This is a genomic window from Nocardioides sp. YIM 152588, from assembly GCF_040191335.1.
In the GTDB taxonomy this organism is placed as follows: Bacteria; Actinomycetota; Actinomycetes; order Propionibacteriales; family Nocardioidaceae; genus Nocardioides.
This window is the reverse complement of sequence record NZ_JBEGDJ010000002.1, coordinates 32,865-58,158: the sequence shown is the minus strand read 5'-3', so window position 1 is coordinate 58,158 and position 25,294 is coordinate 32,865. Positions and strand designations below refer to the sequence as shown.

Genomic DNA, 25,294 nt, shown 5'->3' with positions numbered 1-25,294 from the left:
CGGGAAGGCACGATCATGAACCTCCACCACCGCCGTGGCGGCCGGATCGCCGGCATCGCCACCGCCGCCCTCGCCCTGTCCCTCACGCTCGCCGCCTGCGGCAGCGACGACGACGGCGACAGCGACGCCAGCGGCTCCGAGAGCACCCCGGCCGAGACCTCGGCGAGCGCCGAGGCGATGTCCGACGAGACCTTCGGCGACGCCTGCTCGGCGCTCCCGACCGACGGCGCCGGCTCCCTCGACGACATGGTCGACGACCCGGTCGCGACCGCGGCCAGCAGCAACCCGCTGCTGAGCACCCTGGTCTCCGCGGTCGGGGCGATCGACGGCCTGGGCGACACGCTCAACGGCGCCGACGCGCTCACGGTCTTCGCGCCGTACAACGACGCGTTCGCCGAGATCCCGGCCAAGGACCTGAACGCGCTGGTCAAGGAAGGCCAGAAGAAGGGCCAGGACAGCGCGCTCTACGCGATCCTCGCCCACCACGTGGTCGGCGCGAACGCCGACGCGGAGGCGGTCGTCGGCGAGCACGAGACGCTGGCCGGGGACATGCTCACCGTCGAGGGCGACACGGAGTCCGGGATGACCGTCTCCGACGGCACGGTCACCGCGACCGTCCTGTGCGGCAACATCCCGACCGCCAACGCGACCGTCTACGTGATCGACCAGGTGCTCACCGGGGTCCAGTGACCGCTGCGCACGACGGAGCCGCCCCACCGTTCCGGACCGGGTGACCGCATCCGCGAAGAGATTCGTATATTTTCGCGATCCGCACCCATCCGGAACGCGGGCGGCTCCGAACAACCCCCGGAACACCACCAGCAGCACCCCGTAGAAGCGTCACCTGACCACCCAGCCGGAAGGATCTGCACATGGATCCGAGCCACGCCGCCGACGGCGGACCCGACCCGGGTCCGGCCACGCCGGCCGACCAGCTCGCCGTACTGCTCAAGCGCTCCGCGCGCGGCGACCGCGCCGCCTTCGCGGAGCTGTACGACGCCACGGCGGCCCGGCTGCACGGCCTGGTGCTGCGGGTGGTCCGCGACCGGGCGCAGGCCGAGGAGGTCACCCAGGAGGCCTACCTGGAGATCTGGCGGACGGCCGCCCGGTTCGACCCCGCCCGCGGCAGCGCGCTCTCCTGGCTGATGACCATCGGCCACCGCAAGGCGGTGGACCGGGTCCGCAGCGCGGAGGCGTCGACCCGCCGCGAGGAGACCTACCAGCACCGCCAGCACGTCCCCCCGCACGACGAGACCGCTGAGGCGGCGCACGCCTCGCTGGAGGCACGCCGGGTGCGCGCCGCGCTGACCGGCCTGACCGAGGTCCAGCGCGAGGCCATCCAGCTGGCCTACTTCGGGGGCTACACCCACACCGAGGTTGCCGCGATGCTCGACCTGCCGGTCGGCACGGCCAAGACCCGGATACGAGACGGCCTGATCCGACTGCGCGACGCGATCGGAGTGGAGCGATGACCGAGACCAGCAGCTACGGCAACCCGACAGACCTGCACGCCCTGAGCGGCGCCTACGCGGTCGACGCCCTCGACGAGGTCGAGCGCGCGGTGTTCGAGGAGCACCTCGAGCAGTGCGCCGAGTGCCGCGAGGAGGTCGCCGGCCTGACCGCCACCGCGGCGCTGCTCGCCGCCGACGAGGTCGAGCCCCCCGCCGACGTACGTTCCGCGGTCCTGGCCGGGATCGAGTCGATCCGGCCGCTGCCGCCGCAGACCGCCCCCCGCCGCCGTGCCGCCGGTGCCGGCACCGGCGACAGCACCGGCACCACCTCCGGCGGCGCCCGCGTGCTCCCCTTCCGGCGCCCGTCCCCCCGGCTCCTTCTGGTGGCCGCGTCCGTGGTCCTCCTGCTGCTCGCCGGCGGGGTGGCACTGGTGCAGCCCTGGCAGGACTCCGCACCGCCGGTGGTCGCGCCGACGCTGACCGAGCGGGTGCTCGATGCCCCCGACGCGACCCGGGTCCGCCAGGAGTTCCCGGACGGCTCGACGGCCACCATCGTGCTCTCCCGCGAGGAGGGCCGGGCGGTGATCGTGACCACCGACATGGCCGCGGCCCCGGAGGGCAAGGTCTTCGAGGTGTGGCTGCAGACCCCCGCCGGGGACATGCAGCCGGCGGCGCTGATGCCGGACGAGCCGAACACCACCGTTCTCCTCGACGGCGACGCCACCGAGGCGACGGGGGTCGGGATCACCGTGGAGCCCGACGGCGGCTCCCCGGAGCCGACCAGCGAGCCGATCGCCCTCTTCGAGCTGGAGGCCTGATGAGCGAGCACCGGACCCCGGCCACCCCGGGCCAGCAGCCGCCGCGGCGGGTGGCGGTGGTCGGCTCCGGCGTGGCCGGGCTGGTGGCGGCGTACGTCGCCTCCCGGTCGGCGGAGGTGACCCTGTACGAGGCCGACGACCGGCTCGGCGGGCACGCCGACACCCACCTGGTGCCGGACCCCGCGACCGGCACCGACCTGTCCATCGACACCGGCTTCATCGTGCACAACCGGCGCACCTACCCGGTGCTGCTGCGGCTCTTCGAGGAGCTGGGCGTGGAGACCCAGCCCTCGGAGATGTCGCTGTCGGTCAGCGACGAGGCCACCGGCGTGGAGTGGGCCGGGGCGCTGGGTCCGCGGGGTCTCTTCCCCGGCGGCCGCAACCTGGCCTCGCCGAGGTTCTGGCGGATGCTGACCGAGGTGCCGCGTTTCCACCGGGCCGCCCAGCGGTTGCTGGAGGCGCAGAGCGGCGCCGGTGCCGGTTCTCGGGAGGGGTCGTGTGCCCCAGGCCCCGCTATGGCGGGGCGTCAGGCACACGACCCTGCCCGCGACCTCACCACGCTCCGCGACTTCCTCGACGCCGGCGGCTTCAGCCCGTACTTCCGCCGCCACTTCATGGCCCCGCTGGTGGCGGCGGTCTGGTCGTGCGACCCGGAGTCGGCGCTGGACTACCCCGCGGCGTACCTGTTCACCTTCCTCGACCACCACGGCATGCTCAGCGTCTTCGGCTCGCCGACCTGGCGCACCGTCACCGGCGGCTCGCACGCCTACGTCGGCCGGGTGGCCGCGGCGATCAACGAGGCCGGCGGCAAGATCCGCGTCGGCTCCCCGGTCACCGCGATCGCCGAGGAGCGTGACGGGGTCGTGGTGACCACCGAGGACGGCACGGAGCAGTACGACGCGGTCGTGGTCGCCGCCCACCCCTCGGCCACGCTCGGGATGCTGGCAGCGCCCAGCGACCTGCAGGCCGAGGTGCTCGGCGCGCTCCCGTACGCCGCCAACACCGCCCTGCTGCACACCGACACCTCGCTGCTCCCCGAGGCCCCGCAGGCCTGGGGCTCGTGGAACTTCCGGCGGCCCGCGGAGGACCGCGAGGACGTGCTGGTCACCTACGACCTGACCCGGCTGCAGCGGCTCCCCACGCCGCGGCACTACCTGGTCACGCTCGGCGGCGAGCACCTGGTCGACCCGGCCACGGTGATCGCGCGCCGCGAGTACGAGCACCCGCGCTACACGCCGGCCTCGGTGGCCGCCCGCGCCCGGCTGCCCGAGATCGACACCGACCGGGTCGTCTTCGCCGGCGCCTACCACGGCTGGGGGTTCCACGAGGACGGCGCGCGGTCGGGGCTGGCCGCGGTGGAGCGGCTGGGGCTGCGCTGGGACTCGCCGTCGGTCCCTCGGGCCACTGGCGTCACACCGGACAGGCGGTTCTTTCACTTGTCAGGCGTTGCAACGGCTGTCAAGCGCGGGAATCACCGGTCGACCGGTGATTCCGACGCCGGGCGCACCACCTACGCCACCGACCTCACCCACACCCGCCGCGGCCCCATCGCGCACCGCTTCCGGATCCGCTCGCGGATGACGGTGGTCGACCTGGACGACACCGCCGCCACCCACACGCGCGCCGGCTGGCGCCGCGGCACGTTCGAGGGTCGCGACCACTTCGCGGGCAACACCCCCGGCGGCCCGGAGACGATCCGCGAGGGCCTGGACCGGTTCCTGGCCAGCCAGGGGATCGACCTGCGTGGCGGGCGGGCGCTGATGGCCGCCCAGCCGCGGGCGCTGGGCCACTGCTTCAACCCGATCTCGGTGCACTGGGTGTGGGCGCCGGAGGCCGATGCGAGGAGCGCCCCGGCCGCGACCGTCGTCGAGGTGCACAACACCTATGGCGACCGCCAGGCCTACCTGCTGCACCCCGACGACAAGGGCCGCGCCGAGGTCGACAAGGCCATGTACGTCTCCCCGTTCCACGGGACCGACGGCCGGTACGTCGTGCACGTGCCGCCGCCGACCGGCGACCGGCTCCGGTACGCCGTCAGCCTCCGCCCCGAGGACGGCCACCGGTTCGACGCCGGACTCGACGGCCGGCCGGCCGCGGCGCCCCGCGTCGCGCTGGCCGGGCTGCGCGGCGCCGCGCTGATCCGTGTGCACGGCGTCTGGCTGTGGCTGCGCCGGCTCCCGGTGCGGCCCCGGCCCGCCGACCACCCGGCGATCCCGTCGGCCCCCGCAGCCGCTGCCGCGGCCGCCGCCAGACCGCCGAGTCCGCACGACCCGACGAGCACGCCCGGAGGTTCCCGATGACCCTGTCCCCGTCCCGTGTGCCCGAGACCCCGCCCCAGGAGGGTCTGGGGCACACGACCCGACCCGAGCCCGACACCGAGCCCGACACCGCCGTCGACCCGAGCCGCTGGATCGACCTGTGCCCCGCGCCGTCGTACGGCCCCGGGGCCCGGATCGCGCGCCGGCTCTTCCGCTCCGCGATCAACCGCCTCGACGTCACGGTGCACGTCGCCGCCGGCGCCCGGACGCCGGCCGAGGTGCTGGGCCGCGGCGGCCCGGCGATCCACGTGCACCGCCCCGAGGAGCTCTACGCCCGGATCGCCCGGGACCACCTCATCGGCTTCGGCGAGGCCTACCTCACCGGCGCCTGGGACGAGGGCGACCAGGGTCCGGACGCGCTCGGCGACTTCCTCGAGGTGCTCGCCGCCCGGATGAGCACGCTGGTCCCCCGGCCGCTGCAGCGGATGCGCGCCGTGGTCTCGCCGCGGCTGCCCGACACCCACCGCGGCAGCCGGCGCCACACCCGGGAGAACATCGCGGCCCACTACGACCTGTCCAACGAGCTGTTCGCGCTCTTCCTGGACCCGACGCTCACCTACTCCTCGGCGCTCTTCACCGAGGACGAGCTGGCCACGCTGCTGGCCGGCGGCGGGCCCGTGGGCGGCGACGCGTTCGTGGCCGCCCAGCACCGCAAGATCGACCGCCTCCTCGACGCCGCCGGCGTCGGCGAGGGCACCCGCGTGCTGGAGATCGGCACCGGCTGGGGCGAGCTGGCGCTGCGCGCCGCCGCCCGCGGCGCGGAGGTCCGGTCGATCACGCTGTCGGTCGAGCAGCGCGCCCTGGCGCTGGAGCGGATCGCTGCCGCCGGCCTGGCCGACCGGGTCAGCGTCGACCTGTGCGACTACCGGGCGCTGCTGGAGGACCCCGCCGCCGCGGGCGCGTACGACGCCGTGGTCAGCGTGGAGATGATCGAGGCCGTGGGCGCGGCGTACTGGCCGACGTACTTCGAGACCCTCGACCACACGCTGGCGCCGGGCGGCCGGGTGGCGATCCAGGGGATCACCCTGCCGCACGAGCGGATGCTGGCCACCCGCGACACCCACACCTTCATCACCAAGTACATCTTCCCCGGCGGCGCGCTCCCCTCGGTCCGTGCGATCGAGGAGATCACGCGGGAGCGGACCGGGCTGCGGCTGGTCGACGACCTGCCGATGGGCCTGCACTACGCGCCGACGCTGCAGCGCTGGGACGCGTCGTTCGCGGCGGCGCGCGACGAGGTCGCCGCGCTCGGGTTCGACCGGACGTTCCGCCGGATGTGGCACTTCTACCTGCAGTACTGCCGCGCGGGCTTCGCCGCCGAGTACATCGGCAACCACCAGCTCACCTTCGCCAAGCACGGGGAGCGATGAGCGACGCCCTGACGGCGCTGCTGCTCGGCGCGGCCGTCTCGGTCGCGGTGGCGACGCTGACGATGACCGCCACGGCGCTGGTCGGCCGCGCGCAGGGCCGGGTGGTCGTCGTGGACACCGCCTGGGGCCTGGGCTTCGCCGCGATCGCGGTCACGGCCGCCCTGGTCTCGCTGACCGGCGCCGGCGACGGCGAGCCGTGGCGGACCTGGCTGCTGGCCGCGATGGTCGCGATCTGGGGGCTGCGGCTGGCCCGCCACCTGCACGTGCGCAACCACACCGGCGAGGACCCCCGCTACGAGAAGCACATGGGCGGCACGCTCGCCGAGGTCGGGCTCGGGGTCGCGATCCGCAAGGTGTTCGGCGTCCAGGGCGCGGCGATGGCGCTGGTCGCGTGGCCCGCCGCGGCCGCGGCGTTCGCCCCGCTGGAGCTCACCTGGGTCTTCGCGGTCGGCGTGGTGCTGTGGGCCGTCGGGCTGCTCTTCGAGGCGGTCGGCGACGCCCAGCTGGCGGCGTACAAGGCGACGCCGCGCGGCGAGCGACCGCTGGTCATGGAGACCGGCCTGTGGCGCTACACCCGGCACCCGAACTACTTCGGCGACTCCTGCCTGTGGTGGGGGATCTGGCTGGCCGGGGGCGTCGCGTCCGGCTGGGTGATCGGGCTGGTGACCGTGCTGGGGCCGATCGCCATGACCTTCTTCCTGGTCAAGGCGACCGGCGCCGGGCTGCTGGAGCAGACGATGATGCAGCGCCCCGGCTACCCCGAGTACGCCGCGCGCACCTCCAAGTTCATCCCGCTGCCGCCCCGACGGGCGGGACAGCGGGTCCCGCGGTGAGCCGGACCCCCTAACCTGCCAGGTGTGACGAACGAGGAGTTCCTGCGCCTGGCGACCGTCGACAACTTCCGCGACGTGGCCGGGACCGGCTACGCGACGGTCGACGGCGGTCGGGTGCGGCAGGGGGTCTTCTTCCGCTCCAACGAGCTGAGGCTCTCCGGCGAGGACGCCGACGCGATGGCCGCGCTCGGGCTGACCGCGATCATCGACCTCCGCTCGGAGGTGGAGATCGCGCAGAGCCCCGACCCCGTGGTGCCCGGCGCCGCCGGCCTGCACTTCGACCTCCTCGGGATCCCGATGGCCGAGGTCGGCGGCGCGACCAGCCGCGAGGAGGCCGCGCACATCATGGGTCGGGTCTACCGCGGCTTCGTCACCGAGGAGCGCACCCGGGGCCTGCTCGGCGACGTCCTCCGCCAGCTCGCGACGGGCGGCAGGCAGCTCTTCCACTGCACGGCGGGCAAGGACCGCACCGGCTGGACCGCGGCGCTGCTGCTGCACATCGCCGGCGTGGACGACCCGACCATCGAGAGCGACTACCTGCTGACCAACGGGCTCACCGCCGGCAGCCGGGCGCGCACCGAGGCGCTGATCGCCGAGCACGCCGGCCCGGAGAAGGTCTCCGTCCTCGAGCCGACCCTGATCGCGGACATCGACTACCTGCGGGCGGCCGCCGCGGCGGTGGTGACCGAGTTCGGCGACCGCGCGACGTACCTCCGCGACGGGCTCGGGCTGGACGACGCGATCCTCACCCGGCTGCGCTCGCTGCTGCGCGAAGGCTGAGGCACCCCCGGCCGGTCAGGACGCGGTGTCGTCCTGGCGCCCGGCCCGCCGGCGCCGCTCGGCCATCTCGCCGAGGTCGACCGGCTGGGTCGGCTCCTCGGCCGCCTCCGCGCGCGGCGGGTGGCCGGGCACGTGCTGCTTGACGATCTCCTCGGTGCGGGGGTCCAGCATGATCGAGTGCGTGTCGCCGTCGCGGCCGTCGAACCGGACCTCCACGGTCTCGAACCCCTTGTGCCGCTGCATCTGGGCGTACATCGCGTAGGCGCGCCGGTCGGCGTCGGTCAGGTCGACGGCGTCGGTGAACGGGGTGAGCAGGGCGCGCGGCCACAGCCGCCGGGCCAGCACCACGTTCACCTCGATGCCGAGCACCCCCATGATCGCGCCGACGTAGAGCAGCGCCATCAGGCCGAGGACGACGCTGAAGGTCTCGTTCATGTTGTTGCCCTGGGCGCCGCCGATCACCCGGGTGACGTAGACGGTCCCGATGTACTGCAGGAACGTCCACATCACGGCGATCGTGTAGGCGCCGGGCGCGACGTGGACGACGCCCTTCTTGATCGCGCGGGCGGCGGCCATCCGCAGCAGCACCGTGAGCAGCATGCCGAGCAGCCCCAGGGTGACCAGGCGGATCACCCAGTGGAACCAGCCGTGCTGGGAGAGGCTGCCGATCAGCTCGGTCTCGGTGAGGATCGCCGAGCCGACCTGGAGGCCGAAGATGGCCGACCCGGCCACGCCCAGGAGCAGCACGCTGCGCACCCGGGTCATCACCGGGTGCGGTCGGCTGTTGCGCGGCACCGCCCAGGCGGCCGACTGCGCGTTCTGCAGCGCCAGGCCCAGGCCGAGCGCACCGTAGAGGGCGGTCAGCGAGCCGATGATGATGCCGGCCGTCGAGCCCTCGATCCCCTCCGGCCGGCCGAGCTGGTCGCCGATGATCGGGAACTGGGCCAGCGCGGAGTCCAGCACCTGCTCCTGCAGGCCGGGGCGCCCCTCGAGCACGAAGCCGAGGATCGAGGTGGCCAGCAGCAGCAGCGGGAAGATCGCGATGAACGCGTAGAACGTCAGGACGGCGGCGAGGTAGTTGCCCTGGTCGTCGAAGAACTTGTAGACGACGGCCAGCGGGAACCCGAACACCGACCTGCGGCGCTGGCCCCGGTCCATCGCCCCGACGACACCCACACGCCCCAAACTAGCGTCCGGTGCGCCCGAGCCCGCGCATATGTCGACATGGGACGGCGTGACGCTGCCGACGTGGCTGGCCTCGCGTCACAACCCGATTGGCCCTGAATCCGGCAAGAACGGGGCCGATCGGGTTGTGACGTTGAGCCACGGGGCGGATGCTCAGTACGACTTGGGGAGACCCAGGGAGTGCATGGCGACGAAGTTGAGGATCATCTCCCGGCTCACGGGCGCGATCCGGCCCAGCCGGGCGGCGACGAGCATGTTGCCCAGCCCGTACTCCTGCGTCAGGCCGTTGCCGCCGTGGGTGTGCACCGCGACGTCGGTGGCGTTGCAGGCGACCTCGCCGCCGGCGTACTTGGCCATGTTGGCGTACTCGCCCGCGGCCATGTCGTCGCCGGCGTCGTAGAGGGCCGCCGCCTTCTGCCACAGCAGGCGGGCCTGCTCCAGCTCGATCTTGGTCTTCGCCAACGGGTGCGCGATGCCCTGGTGGGAGCCGATCGGGTCCTTCCAGACGGTGCGCTCCTTGGCGTAGGCGACCGCCTTGTCCAGCGCGTACCGGGCCATCCCGCAGGAGAACGCCCCGCCCATGATCCGCTCGGGGTTGAGGCCCGCGAAGAGCTGCCAGAGGCCGGCGTCCTCGTCGCCGACCAGCGCGTCGGCCGGCACCCGGACGTCGTCGAAGAAGAGGGTGAACTGCTTCTCCGGCGCCTGCCAGGACATCGGGATCGGCTGGCGGGTGAAGCCCTCGGCGTCGGTCGGCACCACGAACAGCGCCGGCTTCAGCTTCCCGGTCCTCGCGTCCGCGGTGCGGGCCACGACCAACACCGACTGTGCCTCGTCGACGCCGGAGATGAAGGTCTTCTGACCCTTCAGCACCCAGGTGTCGCCGTCGCGGGTGGCGGTGGTGGTGATCTGGTGGGAGTTGGAGCCCGCGTCGGCCTCGGTGATGCCGAACGCCATCAGGTGGGTGCCGTCGGCGATGCCGGGCAGCCAGCGCTTCTTCTGCTCCTCGGTGCCGCAGCGGCCGATGATCGAGCCGCAGATCGCCGGCGAGACCACCATCATCAGCAGCGGCGCGCCCGCGGCGGCGCACTCCTCGAGCACTGCGGCAAGGTCGCTCATCCCGCCGCCGCCACCGCCGTGCTGCTCGGCGATGTTGACGCCGAGGAACCCGTTGCGGCCCATCTCGAGCCACATCTCGGTCATCTTGCCGCCCTCGCGGGCCTGCTTCTCGACGTACTCGCGGCCGTACTTGGCGGCCAGCTTGGCGACGGCCTCGCGGAGCGCGACCCGCTCGTCGGGCTCGGTGAACATGGTCGTGCTCATGCGTTGTCCCCTCCTGCATCGACGACGGCGAGCACGGTGCCCGCCTCGACCTGCTGCCCCGCGGTCGCGGAGAGCTCGGTGACCGTGCCGGCGTACGGCGCGGCGATGGTGTGCTGCATCTTCATGGCCTCCATGACGAGGATCGGCTGACCCTCGGCGACCTCGTCGCCGACCGCGGCGTGCACCGCGATCACGCTGCCCGGCATCGGCGCCAGCAGCGATCCCTCGGCGACCTGGGTCGACGGGTCGACGAAACGCGGTACGACGCGCAGCGTGGCGCCGCCGCGCGGGCCGTCGACCAGCACGGCCACGGCGCCGGGGTCGCCGGGGCCGGCGACTACGCGGGTCCGGTAGCGGCGGACCACGCCCGCGTCGTCGAGGACGACCTCGGTCGGGCCCGCGGCCAGCACCCGGACGCCTTCGGTGCTCGCGCCTGTCGACACCTCGGCCGGGCGGTAGCCCTCCCGGCCACCGAGCCAGGCGACCTCGACCTCATCGCCGCCGAGCTCGAACCGCGTCACCTGCGGCGCCGCGACGACGTTGCGGAACCCCGCGGGGATCCGGGACTGCACCTTCGCGCCGGTCCGCCGGTGCTCGGCCAGCGCCACCGCACCGGCGAACGGGAGCAGCGGGTCGGCGTCCGCCCCGGCCAGCGTCTCCGGGTGCTCGTCGTAGAACGAGGTGGCCACCCCGGTCACGTCGAGGAACGCCGGGTGCCGCAGCGAGGCGACCAGCTGGTCGCGGTTGGTGACCGGGCCGTGGATCCGCGCGGTCTCCAGGGTGCGGGCCAGCGCCCGGGCCGCCTGGGCCCGCGTCGGGGCGTAGGCGATCACCTTGGCCAGCATCGCGTCGTAGAAGGTGCCGACCTCGTCGCCCGACTCGAAGCCGGTGTCGAGGCGGATGCCGTGCCCCCGCAGGGCGAAGGCGTCGTCGTGGTCGATCGCCAGCTCGTGCAGGAGGCCGGTCTGCGGCGCGTAGTCGGCGGCGGGGTCCTCGGCGTAGAGGCGGACCTCGATCGCATGCCCCTGCGGTGGTTGAGGTGCGAGCGAAGCGAGCCTCGAAACCTCCGCGCCCCCCTCCGCGACATCGAGCTGCAGCTCGACGAGGTCGACGCCGTGGACCAGCTCGGTGACCGGGTGCTCGACCTGGAGGCGGGTGTTCATCTCCAGGAAGTAGAAGCGCTCGGTCTTGGCGTCGTAGAGGAACTCCACGGTGCCGGCGCCGCGGTAGGAGATCGCCTCGCCGGCCTTGCGGGCGGCCTCGTGCAGCGCGCCCGCCACCTCCGCGGAGAGGCCGGGCGCCGGGGACTCCTCGACGACCTTCTGGTGGCGGCGCTGGAGCGAGCAGTCGCGCTCGCCGAGCACCAGCACGCCGCCGGCGCCGTCGCCCACGACCTGCACCTCGACGTGGCGGCCGCGCTCGACGTACGGCTCGACGAAGACGGTGCCGTCGCCGAAGGCCGACGCCGCCTCGGCGGAGGCCTTCTCGACCTCGCCGGCCAGGTCGGCCAGGGTGCGCACGACGCGCATGCCGCGGCCGCCGCCGCCCGCGCTGGCCTTGACCAGCAGCGGCAGGTCGTCCTCGGTGGCGGTGTCCACGCTGAGGTTGCCGAGGACCGGCACCCCGGCGGCCTCCATCAGCTTCTTGGACTCGATCTTGGAGCCCATCCGCTCGATGGAGTCGGGGTCGGGGCCGATCCAGGTCAGCCCCGCCTCCGCGACGGCGCGGGCGAAGCCGGCGTTCTCCGACAGGAACCCGTAGCCGGGGTGGATCGCGTCCGCGCCCGCCCGGCGGGCGGCCTCGATGACCAGGTCGCCGCGCAGGTAGGTCTCGGCGGGGGTGTTGCCCGGCAGCCGTACGGCGGCGTCGGCCTCGGCCACGAACGGCAGCCCGGCGTCGGCGTCGGAGTGCACGGCGACGGTCTCGATGCCCAGCCGGCGGCAGGTCCGGAAGACGCGCCGCGCGATCTCGCCGCGGTTGGCGACCAGGACGCGGGTGATGGTGGAAGTCATGGGGCACTCACATCCTGAAGACGCCGAAGTTCATGGCGCCCTCGGTCGGCTGGGTGTCGATGGCGGAGAGGCAGATGCCGAGCACCGACCGGGTGTCGCGGGGGTCGATCACGCCGTCGTCGTAGACCATCCCCGAGATGACGTAGGGCAGCGACTGCTCCTCGACCATCTGCTCGACGGCGGCCTTCGTGGGCGCGAAGCCCTCCGCGTCGAACGCCTGCCCGCGGGACTCGGCCGACTGCCGGGCGACGATCTCAAGCACGCCCGCCAGCTGCGCCGGCCCCATCACCGCGGACTTCGCGCTGGGCCAGGCGAAGAGGAACCGCGGGTCGTAGGCGCGGCCGTTCATGCCGTAGTTGCCGGCGCCGTAGGAGGCGCCCATGATCACCGTCAGGTGCGGGACCTTCGAGTTGGAGATCGCGTTGATCATCATCGCGCCGTGCTTGATGATCCCGTTCTGCTCATACTCCTTGCCGACCATGTAGCCGGTGGTGTTGTGCAGGAACAGCAGCGGGGTGTCCTTCTGGTTGGCCAGCTGGACGAACTGCGCCGCCTTCTGCGCCTCCTCGCTCATCAGCACGCCGCGGGCGTTGGCCAGGATGCCGATCGGGCGGCCGTGCAGCCGCGCCCAGCCGACGCAGAGCGCCGAGCCGTAGAGCGGCTTGAACTCGTCGAACGGGACCTCGTTGCCCGGCCCGGTGCCGTCGACGATCCGCAGGATCGCCTCGCGCGGGTCGAACGGCTCCTTGAGGTCGGTCGGGATCAGGTCGAGCAGGTCCTCGGGGTCGAGGTCCGGTTCGGCGTACCGGATCGGCTCCGGGACGGCCTTGCGCCAGTTGAGCCGGGCGACCGTACGCCGGGCCAGCCGGATCGCGTCGCGCTCGTCGACGGCGAGGAAGTCGGCCAGGCCCGAGGTCCGGGCGTGCATCTCGGCGCCGCCGAGGCTCTCGTCGTCGGTCTCCTCGCCGGTGGCCATCTTGACCAGGGGCGGGCCGGCCAGGAACACCTTCGCCTGCTCCTTGACCATGATCACGTAGTCGCTCATGCCGGGGACGTAGGCGCCGCCGGCGGTCGAGTTGCCGAAGACCACGGAGATGGTCGGCCGCTTCGCCGCCGAGGCCCGGGTGAGGTCGCGGAACCCGCGGCCGCCCGGGATGAAGATCTCCTTCTGGGTCGGCAGGTCGGCGCCGCCGGACTCGGTCAGGTTGATCGTCGGCAGACCGTTGATCGCGGCGATCTCGGCGGCCCGGAACGACTTCTTCACCGACCACGGGTTGAGCGCCCCGCCCTTGACCGCGGGGTCGTTGGCGACGATCACGCACTCCACGCCCTCGACCACGCCGATCCCGGTGACCATCGAGGCGCCGACGGCGAAGTCGCTGCCCCAGCCGGCCAGCGGCATCAGCTCCAGGAACGCCGACCCCTCGTCGACGAGCAGGTCGATCCGCTCGCGGGCGGTCAGCTTCCCGCGCTGCCGGTGCCGCTCGATGTACTTGCCGCCGGCCTCGACGGCCTTGGCCTGCTCCGCGTGGAGCTCGTCGATCTTGGCGAGCATCGCGCGGCGGCGTACCTGCTCGGGGGTCAGCCCGGCTGTCCCGTCGGCGGGCGCCTCGGCCTCGGTGGCGGTCACTGCTGTGCTCCTTCGGCTTCGAGAACGGCCTTCATCCGTTCCAGGGTGGTGCGCATCCCGCGCTCGTTCGTCCGGCCGCGGAGGCGCCCGAGGAGGGCCCAGTAGGCGCGGTTGTACCAAGCCGGCGTGAGCCGGACGGTGACCCGCGTCCCCTCGACCCCGTCCTCGGTGGCGGCCTCGAGGCGGTAGCCCCAGTTGTTGATCGGGTTGGTGTCGAGCCCGACCGAGAACTCGAACGCCTCGCCGGGCTCGCAGACGGTCACCGTGCACGGGGACCAGTACGTCGGCCCGACGCCGTTGCGCTTGACGTGGCCCTTGAACCGGGCGCCGACCTCGGGGCCGGTCGACCCGTGCGTCCAGGTGGCCTCGAAGGTCTCCGGGGAGAACTCCCCGATCCGGGTGACGTCGCTGACCAGGTCCCAGACCCGGTCGACGGGTGCGGCGACGTGCACCGACACCGAGCGGGTGAGCGGTGGGATGAGGGGCATCTGCGATCAGTCCTCGTGGGTGGGAGCGGGTGTGTCTCTGGGGCCGGTCAGGCGTAGCCGAGGAGCCGGGCGGCGAGGTCGGTCAGCACCTCGGTCGCGCCGCCGCCGATCGGAAGGATGCGGGCGTCGCGGTAGTGCCGCTCGACCTCGGTGCCGTGCAGGTAGCCGGCGCCACCGAAGAGCTGGACCGCCATGTCGCTGACCGCGACGGCGGTGTCGACCGAGGTCTGCTTGGCCAGGCACGCCTCGGCGATCACCTGCTCTCCCGCGATGTGCCGGCGGGCCACCTCGAGGGTGTAGGTGCGCGCCACCTCGACCTGGCGGTGCATCTCGACGAGCTGCGCGCGGACCACCTGGTTCTTCACCAGCGGCTTGCCGAAGGTCTCCCGCTCGTGCGCGTAGGCGGCGGCGAGCTCCAGGCAGCGCATCGCGTGGCCGTAGCCCTGCAGCGCGAGGTAGATCCGCTCCACCACGAACTGCTCGGCGATGTAGTAGAAGCCCTTGTTCTCCTCCCCGACCAGGTTCGCGGCGGGGACCCGCACGTCGTCGTACGCGAGCTCGGCGGTGTCGGAGGCGTGCCAGCCCATCTTGCGCAGGGCGCGGCTGACGGTGAACCCGGGCGTGCCCTGCTCGACGACGATCAGCGAGATGCCACCGTGGCCGGCCTCGCCGGTGCGGCAGGCGGTGACCACGTAGTCGCCGCGGACCGCGGAGGTGATGAACGTCTTGGCGCCGTTGATCACCCAGTGGTCGCCGTCGCGGACCGCGCGGGTGGTGAGGCCGGCGACGTCGGAGCCGCCACCGGGCTCGGTGATCCCGAGGCTGCCGATCCGCTCGCCGGCCAGGGTGGGCCGCACGAACGTGTCGATCAGGTGAGGCGACCCGTGGGCGATCATGTGCGGCACCGCGATGCCGTGGGTGTAGAGCGAGGCCATCAGGCCGCCGGACGCGCCGACGGACATCAGCCCCTCCTGCAGGGCGCACACGTCGAGCAGGTCGCCGCCCTCGCCGCCGACCGCCTCCGGGTAGCCGACGCTCAGCATGCCCGCCTTGGCCGCGGCGTGGGTGAGGCTGCGCGGCAGCTCGCCGGCGTCCTCCCAGTCCGCGAGGCTCGGGATGATCTCGCGGCGGGCGAACTCGGCGGCGGCCTCGCGCAGCGCGCGCCGCTCCTCACTCCAGGTGCTCTCCCAGCTCATCGGGCGCCTCCCGGCGTCGACGCACGGCCCGCGCCGGCGCTGGGCGGGGTCGTGTGCCTGACGCCCCGGTATCCCGATGCCTGGGGCACACGACCGCGGCCTCGGCCCGTGAACGCGCTCATACGAGGTCCTCCTGGATGTGCACCGCGCGGCTGCGCACCCACTCGCCCAGCCCCTTGGCCTGCGGGTCGAACCGCGTCGATGCCGCGACGCCGTCGCCGAGCAGGCCGTGGACCACGATGTTGACCGCGCCCAGGTTGGGCAGCACGTAGACGTCGACGTCGAGGTCGGCGGCCTCCGGGATCAGCTCGCGCACCTTGCGCTGGCTGACCAGCTTGGCCAGCCAGGTGACCCGGGCCTCGTACTTGGGCGAGCCGTCGTTCTTCACCCACAGCCCGATGTTGGCGTCGCCGCCCTTGTCACCGGAGCGGGCGTGCACGAACGCACCCAACGGCATGCGGCGGGTGATGGTGTCGGCCGGCGCCGGGTACGGCGAGGGGCGGCGGCCCAGGTCGGGGTCGAGCTCCTCGGGGGCGACCTGCTCCAGGTAGGTCCCGGGATCGGCGATCACCTCACGGGTGCCGTCGGCGTGGACCACCGTGTGCTCGACCTGCGCGCGGTCGACGTACTCGGGCCGGTAGACCCCGTACGGCGAGGGCTTGCCGGGCGGGGTGGTCATCGTGAAGCCGGGGTAGGAGGCCAGGGCGAGCTCGACCAGCGGGCCGGTGAACGCCTTGCCGACCGCGTCCGGCGAGGGGTCCTTGACCACGCAGCGCAGCAGAACCGACGCGCCCTCCTCGGTGTCGGCGTCGGCCGCCCGGTGGCCCGAGAGGCTCCAGGCGACCTCGTCCGCGGTGAGCCGCGGATCGAGCTGCGCGCGCACCCAGTCGGCCTTGGCGTCGATGTCGAGGCCGGTGAGCACGAACTCGGCCTGGTTGCGCCAGCCGCCGACGGTGTTGACCGCGACCTTGAGCCGCTCCGGCGGCGGGGCGCCGGTGACCCCGGAGATCTCGACGCGGTCGGTGCCGACCTCGGTGAGCCGGACCGAGTCCAGGCGGGTGGTGACGTCGGGGTTGAGGTAGCGGGTGGACTGGATCTCGTAGAGCAGCTGCGCTGTGACGGTGTCGACCGTGACCGCGCCGCCGGTGCCGGCGTGCTTGGTGATCACGCTGGAGCCGTCCGCGGCGACCTCCGCGATCGGGAAGCCGAGCGGCTCCGTCATCGGCCGGCCGGCACGGAACAGGTCGATGAAGCCGGAGAAGTTGCCGCCGGTCGCCTGGGTGCCGCACTCGATGACGTGGCCGGCGACGACCGCGCCGGCCAGACGGTCGTGGTCGGTCGGCTTCCAGCCGTGGTGCGCGATCGCGGGGCCGACCACGACGGAGGCGTCGGTGACCCGGCCGGTGATCACCACGTCCGCGCCGGCGGTGAGCGCGGAGGCGATGCCGAAGGCGCCGAGGTAGGCGTTGGCGGTCAGCGCGCCGTCGTACAGGTTAGCGGGGCGCAGGTCGTCGCCCTCGACGTGGGCGACGTTGACGTCGAGCCCGAGGCCGGTGGCGAGCTCGCGGACCTTGGCGGCGAGGCCGGCCGGGTTGAGGCCGCCGGCGTTGGAGACGATCTTGACGCCCCGGCTGAGCGCGTCGCCGAGGGTGTCCTCGAGCTGGGTGAGGAACGTGCGGGCGTAGCCGAGGTCGGCGTCGCGCATCGTGTCCTTGCCGAGGATGAGCATGGTCAGCTCGGCGAGGTAGTCGCCGGTGATGACGTCGAGCTCGCCGCCGTCGAGCTGCTCGCGCAGCGCGGAGAGCCGGTCGCCGTAGAAGCCGGAGCAGTTGCCGATCCGGATCGCGCTCATGCGTCCTCCTTCGCGTCGCGCCCGCCGCCCGCGGGGCCGGCGAAGGCCTGGGCGATGCCGAGCCAGCGCTCGGCCCCCTCCCCGACCGCGACGAGGTCGGTGTCGTCGCGGTGGATGCGCTGGGTGACGAGCTGGCAGAACTCGTACGCCGACCCGGTGACCCGCTGGGCGGCGTCCTCGGGCCCCCAGGCCCACGTCGCCCCGCTCGGGGCGGTCAGCTCGACGCGGAACTCCTCCGCCGGCGGTTCCATCTGGTGCTGGCCGAAGGCGAAGTCGCGGGTGCGGACCCCGATGTGGGCCACGTGCCGGATCCGGTCGGTCGGCTCCGGGCGCGGGACGTCGGCGCCGAGCGCGTCGTAGACGTCGAGCGCGTGCGCCCAGGTCTCCATGAACCGGGCGGTACCCATCGAGGTGGGCGACATCGGCGGGCCGAACCAGGGCATCCGCTGCCCCGCGGGGACGGCGCGGAGGGCGACCTGGAGGGCGGCGCGGGCCGCGTCCCAGCGGGCCAGCAGCGTGGCCGGCGGCAGGTCGGCGAGCTCCAGGGCGCAGGCGTCGACGTACCCGGTCGGGTCGTTGATGGCGGCCAGGACGACGGCGTCCCACGCCTCCTTCCCCTCGGCGGTGTGCGCGGCGGCGGCCAGCGCGGCCACCTCGTCGGTCCACAGCAGGTGGGCGACCTGGGTCGCGATGCTCCAGCCGGGCGCGGGGGTGGGCGTGGCCCACTGCGCCGGATCGAGCCCGGCCACGGCCGCCCTCAGCTGGTCGCCCTCGGCGGTCAGGTCCGCCAGGACGTCGTCCAGGACGCTCATCGGGTCTCCTTCTCGGGTACGTCGGTCGGGCCGGTGCCCTTGTCGTGCGCTCCGCCCGCACCCGGTGCCGGCGGAGCGCACATCAGTGCGCCGTCGAGGGTGGCCGCCCACTGGGCCAGGATCCGCCGCCGGCGGGCGGTGTCGTCGCCGAGCGTGGCGGCCAGGCCGAGGCCGCGGACCAGGTCGAGGGTGGCCTGGACGAGCTCCCGCTCGCCCGGCCGGGACTCGTCCACGCCGAGCAGCTCGACGGTCATCCGGTGGGTCTCGCGGCCGACCCGCTGCTCCAGCGGGGCGACCGCCTCCAGCAGCGCCGGGTCGGTGCGGGCGGCGACCCACAGCTCCAGCGCGGCGGAGAAGACCGGGGAGGCGAAGTGGTCGCCGAGCATCTCCAGCACCGCGAGGGTGCGGCTCGGGCCGTCCGGCAGCCCGGCGGCGGCGCGCTCCAGCTCGCTCCCGCGGATCTCGGTCAGGTGCGCGACGGCCGCGACGACGAGGTCGTTCTTCGTCGGGAAGTGGTGCAGCTGGGCGCCGCGGCTGACCCCGGCCCGCTCGGAGACCAGCGTGGTGCTGGTGCCGCCGAACCCCTTCTCCACGAGCAGCTCGACGGTGGCCTCCAGCAGCCGCGCCCGCATGGCGCGGGTCCGCTCCTCCTGCGGGACGCGGGTCGGTGTTGTGGCCACGGCCACATCGTGCACCCCCGTAAACAAACAGTCAAGACTGACTTTAAGTGCCGACCTGCCGATCCGGGACGCCCGAGCCGCCGGTCGTCCCCCGCCTCGGTGGCGGGTCGTGTGCCTGAGAACGTCCTATATGCGGGCGTCAGGCACACGACCCGATCCCGGCGCAGGCCGGGGCCGGGCCCGGACCACGCGCCGCGACGCGACGCACCTCAGCCGGCGCCGGAAGCGTCCCACGCCGCCAGCACCTCCGCCTCCTGATCCGGGGTGATCCCCGTGACGACGGCGGCCGGCTCCGCGCGCAGCCACGCGGCCGTGTCGGCGAAGGTCTCCGCCAACGGCCTCAGGGCCAGCCCCGCGTCGACCGCCGGGGCGGGGTCGTGGGCCAGCATCCCGTCGTACGCGGGCCGGGGCACCCACAGCGGCAGCGACGACGGGCCCGACCAGGGCTCCACCCCATGCTCGGCCAGGAACCCGGCGTCGACCCAGGCGAGCTCCGCCGGCGAACCGGCCGCGGCGAGCAGCCCAGCGAGCGGCACCGGCTCGCCGACCGCGTCGAACGTGCCGACGGTCCCCCGCTCGGCGAGCGTCACGATCCACGCCGCGAGGTCCCGGACGTCGATCACCTGGACCACGTCGTCCGGGGCGCCGGGCGCCAGCACCCGCTCCCCGGGGTCCGCGGCGGCCAGCCGCTGCGCCCAGTACGAGAACCGTCCCGTGGGGTCACCCGGGCCGACGATCAGGCCCGGCCGTACGACGGTCGCCGCCGCGCCGGCGCGGACGACCTCCTCGCAGGCCACCTTCATCGGCCCGTAGGCCTCCGGGCGCTCGGCGAGGTCCACGTCCTCGTGCAGGGGCTCGTGCACCGCCCCCTCGCCCGGCCCGGCCGGGGAGGCGTCGTCGGCGTACACGCTCACCGAGGAGACGAAGACGTGGTGCGCGCTGGGGTGCAGCGCGACCGCGCGGGCGACCTGGCCCGGCAGGCGGCCGACCTGGACCACGGCGTCGAACGCGGCCTCCGCCACGGCCGCGGGCGGTTCCTCCCGCCAGTCCCAGCGGACCAGCTCGGCGCCCGTCGGCACGTGGCCGGACCGGCCACGACAGGCGCAGACCACGCGGTGACCGCGGGCGACGGCCGCGGCCGCCACCTGGTGGGAGAGGAAGACCGTGCCGCCCAGCACCAGGAGCTCCATGACCCCACTCCACCGTGTCCGCGGCGGCGCGGCAAGCACCGGTCAGGCGTCGTCGACGTCCAGGTCGTCCGGCGGGTCGGAGAACGCCGTCACCGAGGGCCCGAGCGGCTCGTCACCGTCGTCCTGGGCGATCGCCGCGCCGGTGGTCATCGCCGCGATCACCGCGGCCGAGGCGGCCCAGCGGGAGGTCACCAGCGCCGTTCGTCGTCGCCTGCGGTCCTTGTCGCGGGCACCGTCCCGAGCACCGTCCTGCGACTTCTCGTGCGACCCGTTCTCGGTCCCGTCGTCGGCAGCATCCATGGCAACCGAGGATGACAGCCCGGGCTGAGAGGTGCCTGAGGCCGCGGCCGCACCGGCGCGGGTCCGCGCTCAGTCCCGTCCCTGCCAGGTGGCGACGTCGACCACGTTGCCCTCCGGGTCCGAGAGGGTCCACCAGGCCGGGGCATGGTCGTCGCTGAGCAGCGTGCCGCCCGCGGCGAGTGCCTCGGCGACCCGGGTGACGGCCACGTCGTGCGGGACCGCGACGTCGATGTGGATCTGGTCGCGGCCCGAGCGGGGCTCGTCCATCTGCTGCACGAAGACCGGCGGGTAGAGGCCCAGCGGGTCCGCGATGTCGGAGTCGCCGACCTTCTCGTACCCGAGCACCGCGCACCAGAAGTCGCGGACCGCATCCACGTTCAGCGCGTCCAGCGCGAACTCCCACGTGCGGATCGCGGTGGGCTCGGCCTCCACGCCGAGCTCGCGCGCCGCGGCCGAGATCTCGCGGGCCAGGGAGAGGTCCTTGTCGGTCAGCGACATCGTGGAGTGCGTCGCCAGCCGGACCTCGATGCGGCCGTAGCGCATCTCGATGTCGGGGTGGTGGTCGGCCGCCTCGGCCAGGCGCCCGATCTCGTTGACCAGTGCCAGGCCGGTGGCGAAGTCCCGCGTGCGGAAGACGGCGAACGCCCGCCACCACAGCACCCGCCAGTCCTCGACACCCTCGGCCTCGGAGAACTGCTGCGCTGTGATCTGCTCCATGGGCACACGCTAGCCCTGGGCGCCCGGGACCTGTCCCGTGGAACGGCACCGCGGGACCACCGCCCGCACGACGGCTGCGAGGATGCCGCGCGTGGGCATGGTCTTCGACTGCGAGATCCAGGCGCGGCTGCGCGACGTCAACCTCGGCGGGCACGTCGACAACGTGGAGGCGATGCGCGTCCTCGACGAGGCCCGGCTGCTCTACTTCCGGCACGCGCCGCTGCCGGGCGGCGACGGTCGGCCGGGTCTGCTGCGCGACCTCCCCGAGCCGGTGACGATGCTGATCGGGTCGCAGCGCGCCGAGTACCACGCCGAGATGCGCTTCCAGCCCTTCCAGCCGTTCCTGGTCCGGATGTGGGTCGCGCACGTCGGGCGCTCCTCGATCACGGTCGACTACGAGCTGCGGGTCGCGCCCGACCACGCTCCGGCGGTCACCGCGGAGAGCACGCTGGTCCTCTGGGACACGCGCACCGATGCCGCGTGGCCGGTCAGCGACGAGGTCCGCGCCACGCTGGAGTCCTACCGCAACGACCCCGTCGAGTTCAGGCCGCGCCCGGTCGGCTGAGTACGGTCGGCCGAACCCGGCTCCGCGGCAGGCCGCTCAGGCGGGCCCGCCGACCGTCAGCCCCACCACGACCGGGTCGCCCGGCTCGACGCCGGCCGCCCGTCGTACCGCCACCTTCAGCGGCACCAGGTAGCGGCCGTCCTTCGGGAAGAGCGACGTCTCCCACTCGACCTCGCCGATCCGGGCACGGACCGGGATGCAGCCCCAGCCGTAGGTGACGTCGCGGGCGATGTCGCCGATCGCGTCGCTCCCGTCCTCGGGCACGGCGACGTAGTAGAACGGCGCGGGGCCGCGCCACTCGAAGACGTCGCCGCTGAACTCCAGGTCCATGCGCCGAGCGTAGGCGCGGGCACCGACGCCCGCGCGCGCCGACCGGGACCGGGTCGTGTGCCTGACGCCCGCCCATGCGCGGGTCTCAGGCACACGACCCCGCTCAGAGCCCGTCCACCGACCGCTCAGAAGACCCCGGCGCCACCGAGGATCAGCACCACGCCGAAGAGCGCGAACAGCGCCGCGGCGCCGTAGGAGATGACCTTCTCCGGCAGCCGGCGGCCGAGGACGGCGCCGACGGCGATGGCCAGCGCGTCGGCGGCGACCATGCCGACCGTGGAGCCGATCCAGGTGCCGAGCCAGCCCTCCTGGGTGGCCAGGGTGATCGTGGCCAGCATCGTCTTGTCGCCGAGCTCGGCGAGGAAGAAGGCGGTGCCGACCGCGACGATCGCCATGCCCTTGCTGTTGCGGGCCTTGGCGGCCTCCTCCTCGGTGAGCTCGTCGCCGCGCAGCGTCCAGGCGGCGAAGCCGAGGAAGGCGACACCGGCGATGATCTCGATGATGTGCTGGGAGTCGGCGAAGGCGTCGCCGATGAAGTAGCCGATGCCCACCGAGACCAGGTGCACGAGGGCGGTGGCGGCGGTGATCGCGATCAGCACGTCGCGGGCCCGGTAGCGGGCGGCGAACGTCATCGCCATCAGCTGGCTCTTGTCGCCGAGCTCGGCGACGAAGATGACGGCGGTGCTCAACAGGAATGCGTACATGGTTCTCTCTCCGGCTGCCGGCCGGAGGAACCCTGGTGGACGCCCTCGACCAGGCACCCCACTCGGGTTTCGTCGCCCGCCCGTGACGGGTCGACGGTGTCTGGTCGAAAGTCTCGTCCGCCATCCGACGCGTCTGATGGCCTGCCGCGCCGGACTCCGCTTCAGCACCGCGAGCAGTGCTGGGCGGGGTCAGTATGTCGACGCGACCGTTGGGGACTACTCCCTCTCGCTCGGGGCCCAGCCTAGGGCACGGCGTCGCACGGGCGGGAACCGTCGCGACAGGCGGACGTGCTTGGCGCCCCCCGCCGCATCGGGAACGCTGGTGCGGTGACGTCGCTGACCCGCACCCGCAACGCCGTCGCGGCCAGCTTCGCCCTCGCCGGGTTCTGCTTCGCCACGCTGGTCTCGCGGCTGCCCGACATCCGCGCCGGGCTGGGCCTCGACAACGCCGCGCTGGGGCTGCTGCTGTTCGCGATCGCGCTCGGCTCGATCGTCGCGATGCCGTCGGCGGGCTGGGCGATCGACCGCACCAGCGCGGCGACGGTCGTCCGGCTCGGCGCCTGCCTGGTCGCGGGCGGCCTCGTCGTGGCGATGGTCGGCGCGACGACCGGGGCGGTCGCCGTCACGGCGGTCGGATTCCTCTCGCACGGCGCCGGCACCGGCCTGTGGGACGTCGCGATGAACGTCGAGGGCGCCGAGGTCGAGCGTCGGCTGCGGCGCACGATCATGCCCCGCTTCCACGCCGCCTGGAGCGGGGGATCCATCGCGGGGGCCGCGCTCGGCATCCCGATGGCGGCGCTGCACGTGCCCCTCCTGCTCCACGTCGGCCCGGCGGTCGCGGTCGCCTGGGCGCTCGCGTGGCGGGGCGCCGCGTCGTTCCTCCCGACCGAGCGCCTGGCCGGTGGAGCCGGGGAAGGGTCGGGGCGCGGCGGGCCCTCGGTCTGGCTCGAGCCCCGCACCCTGGCGATCGGCGCGATGGTGCTGTCGTTCGCGCTCGTCGAGGGCATCGCGAACGACTGGCTCTCGCTCGCGCTGATCGACGGGTACGACGTGCGCCACTGGGTCGGGGTCGCCGGCTTCTCGCTCTTCGTCTGCGCGATGACCACCGGACGCCTGGTGGGTCCGGTCGTGCTGGACCGGTTCGGCAGGGCGGCGGTCCTGTGGGGGTGCGCGGCGGCGACGGCCGTCGGGGTGCTGCTGGTGGTGCTGGGCGGCTCGCCGGTCCCGGTCGCGCTCGGCATCGTGAGCTGGGGCCTCGGCGCCTCGCTCGGGTTCCCGGTCGGGATGAGCGCGGCGTCCGACGACCCCGCCCGGTCGGCCCAGCGGGTGAGCGTCGTCTCCACCATCGGGTACGCCGCCTTCCTGGCCGGGCCGCCGGCGCTGGGCCTCCTGGCGGACCGCGCCGGGACGCTGCAGGCGCTCCTCGTGCTCGTGGCGCTGATGCTGCCGGCCAGCCTCACGGTGCTGGCCGCGCGCCCGGCGGCCGACCGGTCGCCCTCGCCCGCGTGACTCCGGGGCCGCGGGTAAAACATCGGGCGGCACCCGTTGCCTGCGACTCCATGTTGCGTTAACTTCGGGTGAGTGCAACACGGTGTTGCACTCACCAGCCGCGCAGACCAGACGGCGCCGAGCGGCGCGGATCCCGACCCGGATCCGCCCACGCCGACGGTTCGACGACGAGACGACGAGATGACGAGAGGTGGCCGCCGATGACCGCGACCCAGGAGCACCGCCCCCAGACCATCCCCGCGACCCCCACCGACGGGATGACCTACGAGGAGACGCTCCGGACGCTCTCGGAGGCGTCCGTGCACCAGCACTTCGACGCGTTCCTCGACATCGACTGGGACGACCCGGACCACGCCGTCGACCCGACCGACGTGCGCTGGGTGCTGCCGGTGGCCGACGTGCTCGGCCGCACGGAGTGGTACCGCTCGCTCCCCGTCGCCGAGCAGGTCCGGATCGGTCTCTACCGCCAGGCCAACGTGACGAAGGTCGGCCTCCAGTTCGAGCAGATCCTGATCTCCGGCCTGATGAACTACGCCTTCGGGCTCAAGAACGGCTCCGCCGAGTTCCGGTACGCCACCCACGAGGCGACCGAGGAGTGCCACCACACCCAGATGTTCCAGGAGTTCGTCAACCGCTCCGGGCAGAAGGTCAAGGGCGGCAGCCTGCTCTTCCACCTGCTCGCGCCCGTCCTGCCGCTCGCCGCCAAGGTCGTCCCGGTCGCCTTCTTCTTCGGCGTGCTGGCCGGCGAGGAGCCGATCGACCACGTCCAGAAGGCGATCCTGCGCGCCGGCGACGACATGCACCCGCTGCTGCAGCGGATCATGCAGATCCACGTGGCCGAGGAGGCCCGCCACATCGGCTTCGCCCACCAGTACATCGAGAACCACGCCCCCCAGCTGCGGCGCATCGACCGCTTCGCCCTCTCCCTCATCGTCCCGGTGCTGATGAAGTGGCTGGCCACCGAGATCCTGCGGCCGAGCAAGCGCGCCCAGCGGGCGATGGGCATCCCGGACGACGTCATGAAGGAGGTCTACTGGGAGTCCCCGGAGTCGCAGAAGTTCCTGCGCGACCTCTTCGGCGACGTCCGGATGCTCGCCGCCACCACCGGCCTGATGAACCCCGCCGCGCGCCGGGTCTGGAAGGCGCTCGACATCGACGGCCGCCCCTCCCGGTTCCGCAGCGAGCCCGCCTCGGCCGCCTCCTGAGCCGCCGGCCGAGCACCCCACCCGGAGAA

General features: G+C 73.5%; 24 protein-coding genes. 10 read left to right on the top strand and 14 right to left on the bottom strand.

The window, feature by feature from the left end:
- The first annotated feature begins 15 nt into the window (after window positions 1-15).
- From ABLM29_RS02065 to ABLM29_RS02035, 7 genes are all read left to right on the top strand, one after another.
- Window positions 16-690, top strand: a complete 675-nt coding sequence (locus ABLM29_RS02065; protein ID WP_349711947.1) for a fasciclin domain-containing protein — start codon at window positions 16-18, stop codon at window positions 688-690.
- A 182-nt stretch (window positions 691-872) separates the two neighbouring features.
- The gene (gene sigK / locus ABLM29_RS02060) at window positions 873-1,472 is read left to right on the top strand and encodes an ECF RNA polymerase sigma factor SigK (protein ID WP_349711945.1); all 600 of its coding nucleotides are present in this window, start codon (window positions 873-875) and stop codon (window positions 1,470-1,472) included.
- Window positions 1,469-2,269, top strand: a complete 801-nt coding sequence (locus tag ABLM29_RS02055) for an anti-sigma factor (protein WP_349711944.1) — start codon at window positions 1,469-1,471, stop codon at window positions 2,267-2,269. Before sigK ends, ABLM29_RS02055 begins: the two co-directional genes overlap by 4 nt.
- Window positions 2,269-4,569, top strand: a complete 2,301-nt coding sequence (locus ABLM29_RS02050; RefSeq protein ID WP_349711942.1) for an FAD-dependent oxidoreductase — start codon at window positions 2,269-2,271, stop codon at window positions 4,567-4,569. Before ABLM29_RS02055 ends, ABLM29_RS02050 begins: the two co-directional genes overlap by 1 nt.
- Window positions 4,566-5,957, top strand: coding sequence for a class I SAM-dependent methyltransferase (locus ABLM29_RS02045; RefSeq protein WP_349711940.1), 1,392 nt, complete (start codon window positions 4,566-4,568; stop codon window positions 5,955-5,957). The genes ABLM29_RS02050 and ABLM29_RS02045 overlap by 4 nt, the downstream gene beginning before the upstream one ends.
- Window positions 5,954-6,790, top strand: coding sequence for a DUF1295 domain-containing protein (locus tag ABLM29_RS02040; RefSeq protein WP_349711938.1), 837 nt, complete (start codon window positions 5,954-5,956; stop codon window positions 6,788-6,790). Before ABLM29_RS02045 ends, ABLM29_RS02040 begins: the two co-directional genes overlap by 4 nt.
- Before the next feature lie 24 nt (window positions 6,791-6,814).
- Window positions 6,815-7,570, top strand: a complete 756-nt coding sequence (locus tag ABLM29_RS02035) for a tyrosine-protein phosphatase (RefSeq protein WP_349711936.1) — start codon at window positions 6,815-6,817, stop codon at window positions 7,568-7,570.
- A 15-nt stretch (window positions 7,571-7,585) separates the two neighbouring features.
- Here the strand turns inward: ABLM29_RS02035 and ABLM29_RS02030 are convergent, their stop codons facing one another.
- The 12 genes from ABLM29_RS02030 to ABLM29_RS01975 form a co-directional block, all read right to left on the bottom strand.
- Window positions 7,586-8,746: a YihY/virulence factor BrkB family protein gene (locus tag ABLM29_RS02030; protein ID WP_349711934.1), complete on the bottom strand. Its 1,161-nt coding sequence runs from the start codon at window positions 8,744-8,746 to the stop codon at window positions 7,586-7,588.
- A 162-nt stretch (window positions 8,747-8,908) separates the two neighbouring features.
- Window positions 8,909-10,075: an acyl-CoA dehydrogenase family protein gene (locus tag ABLM29_RS02025; RefSeq protein ID WP_349711932.1), complete on the bottom strand. Its 1,167-nt coding sequence runs from the start codon at window positions 10,073-10,075 to the stop codon at window positions 8,909-8,911.
- Window positions 10,072-12,087, bottom strand: a complete 2,016-nt coding sequence (locus ABLM29_RS02020; RefSeq protein ID WP_349711930.1) for an acetyl/propionyl/methylcrotonyl-CoA carboxylase subunit alpha — start codon at window positions 12,085-12,087, stop codon at window positions 10,072-10,074. Before ABLM29_RS02020 ends, ABLM29_RS02025 begins: the two co-directional genes overlap by 4 nt.
- Before the next feature lie 7 nt (window positions 12,088-12,094).
- Complete coding sequence (locus ABLM29_RS02015) at window positions 12,095-13,642, bottom strand: acyl-CoA carboxylase subunit beta (protein WP_349712165.1); 1,548 nt, start codon at window positions 13,640-13,642, stop codon at window positions 12,095-12,097.
- Window positions 13,643-13,713: 71 nt separating this feature from the next.
- On the bottom strand, window positions 13,714-14,205 hold the full coding sequence (locus tag ABLM29_RS02010; RefSeq protein WP_349711928.1) for an SRPBCC family protein: 492 nt from the start codon (window positions 14,203-14,205) through the stop codon (window positions 13,714-13,716).
- A 47-nt stretch (window positions 14,206-14,252) separates the two neighbouring features.
- Window positions 14,253-15,401, bottom strand: a complete 1,149-nt coding sequence (locus ABLM29_RS02005; protein ID WP_349711926.1) for an acyl-CoA dehydrogenase family protein — start codon at window positions 15,399-15,401, stop codon at window positions 14,253-14,255.
- 118 nt (window positions 15,402-15,519) lie between these two features.
- A complete protein-coding gene (locus tag ABLM29_RS02000; RefSeq protein WP_349711924.1) occupies window positions 15,520-17,253 on the bottom strand; it encodes an acyclic terpene utilization AtuA family protein in 1,734 nt (577 codons plus the stop codon).
- Complete coding sequence (locus ABLM29_RS01995) at window positions 17,250-18,065, bottom strand: TIGR03084 family metal-binding protein (RefSeq protein ID WP_349711922.1); 816 nt, start codon at window positions 18,063-18,065, stop codon at window positions 17,250-17,252. The genes ABLM29_RS02000 and ABLM29_RS01995 overlap by 4 nt, the downstream gene beginning before the upstream one ends.
- On the bottom strand, window positions 18,062-18,745 hold the full coding sequence (locus tag ABLM29_RS01990) for a TetR/AcrR family transcriptional regulator (protein ID WP_349711920.1): 684 nt from the start codon (window positions 18,743-18,745) through the stop codon (window positions 18,062-18,064). The genes ABLM29_RS01995 and ABLM29_RS01990 overlap by 4 nt, the downstream gene beginning before the upstream one ends.
- 209 nt (window positions 18,746-18,954) lie before the next feature.
- Window positions 18,955-19,935, bottom strand: coding sequence for an NAD-dependent epimerase/dehydratase family protein (locus ABLM29_RS01985; protein WP_349711918.1), 981 nt, complete (start codon window positions 19,933-19,935; stop codon window positions 18,955-18,957).
- A gap of 42 nt (window positions 19,936-19,977) precedes the next feature.
- On the bottom strand, window positions 19,978-20,235 hold the full coding sequence (locus ABLM29_RS01980) for a hypothetical protein (RefSeq protein ID WP_349711916.1): 258 nt from the start codon (window positions 20,233-20,235) through the stop codon (window positions 19,978-19,980).
- A gap of 69 nt (window positions 20,236-20,304) precedes the next feature.
- Window positions 20,305-20,952, bottom strand: a complete 648-nt coding sequence (locus tag ABLM29_RS01975; protein ID WP_349711914.1) for a 4a-hydroxytetrahydrobiopterin dehydratase — start codon at window positions 20,950-20,952, stop codon at window positions 20,305-20,307.
- Between the two features lie 97 nt (window positions 20,953-21,049).
- On the opposite strand from ABLM29_RS01975, the gene ABLM29_RS01970 reads away from it, so the two are divergent.
- A complete protein-coding gene (locus ABLM29_RS01970) occupies window positions 21,050-21,517 on the top strand; it encodes an acyl-CoA thioesterase (RefSeq protein ID WP_349712163.1) in 468 nt (155 codons plus the stop codon).
- A gap of 36 nt (window positions 21,518-21,553) precedes the next feature.
- On the opposite strand, the gene ABLM29_RS01965 is transcribed toward ABLM29_RS01970, so the two are convergent.
- Window positions 21,554-21,847 carry a DUF1905 domain-containing protein gene (locus ABLM29_RS01965; RefSeq protein WP_349711912.1) on the bottom strand — a complete coding sequence of 98 codons (294 nt, stop codon included), beginning with the start codon at window positions 21,845-21,847 and terminating at the stop codon, window positions 21,554-21,556.
- Between the two features lie 125 nt (window positions 21,848-21,972).
- Window positions 21,973-22,536, bottom strand: a complete 564-nt coding sequence (locus ABLM29_RS01960) for a TMEM165/GDT1 family protein (protein ID WP_349711910.1) — start codon at window positions 22,534-22,536, stop codon at window positions 21,973-21,975.
- A gap of 342 nt (window positions 22,537-22,878) precedes the next feature.
- Between ABLM29_RS01960 and ABLM29_RS01955 the strand changes: the two genes are divergently transcribed.
- Complete coding sequence (locus ABLM29_RS01955) at window positions 22,879-24,060, top strand: MFS transporter (protein WP_349711908.1); 1,182 nt, start codon at window positions 22,879-22,881, stop codon at window positions 24,058-24,060.
- Window positions 24,061-24,260: 200 nt separating this feature from the next.
- On the top strand, window positions 24,261-25,265 hold the full coding sequence (locus ABLM29_RS01950; RefSeq protein WP_349711906.1) for an AurF N-oxygenase family protein: 1,005 nt from the start codon (window positions 24,261-24,263) through the stop codon (window positions 25,263-25,265).
- The last annotated feature ends 29 nt before the right edge of the window (window positions 25,266-25,294 follow it).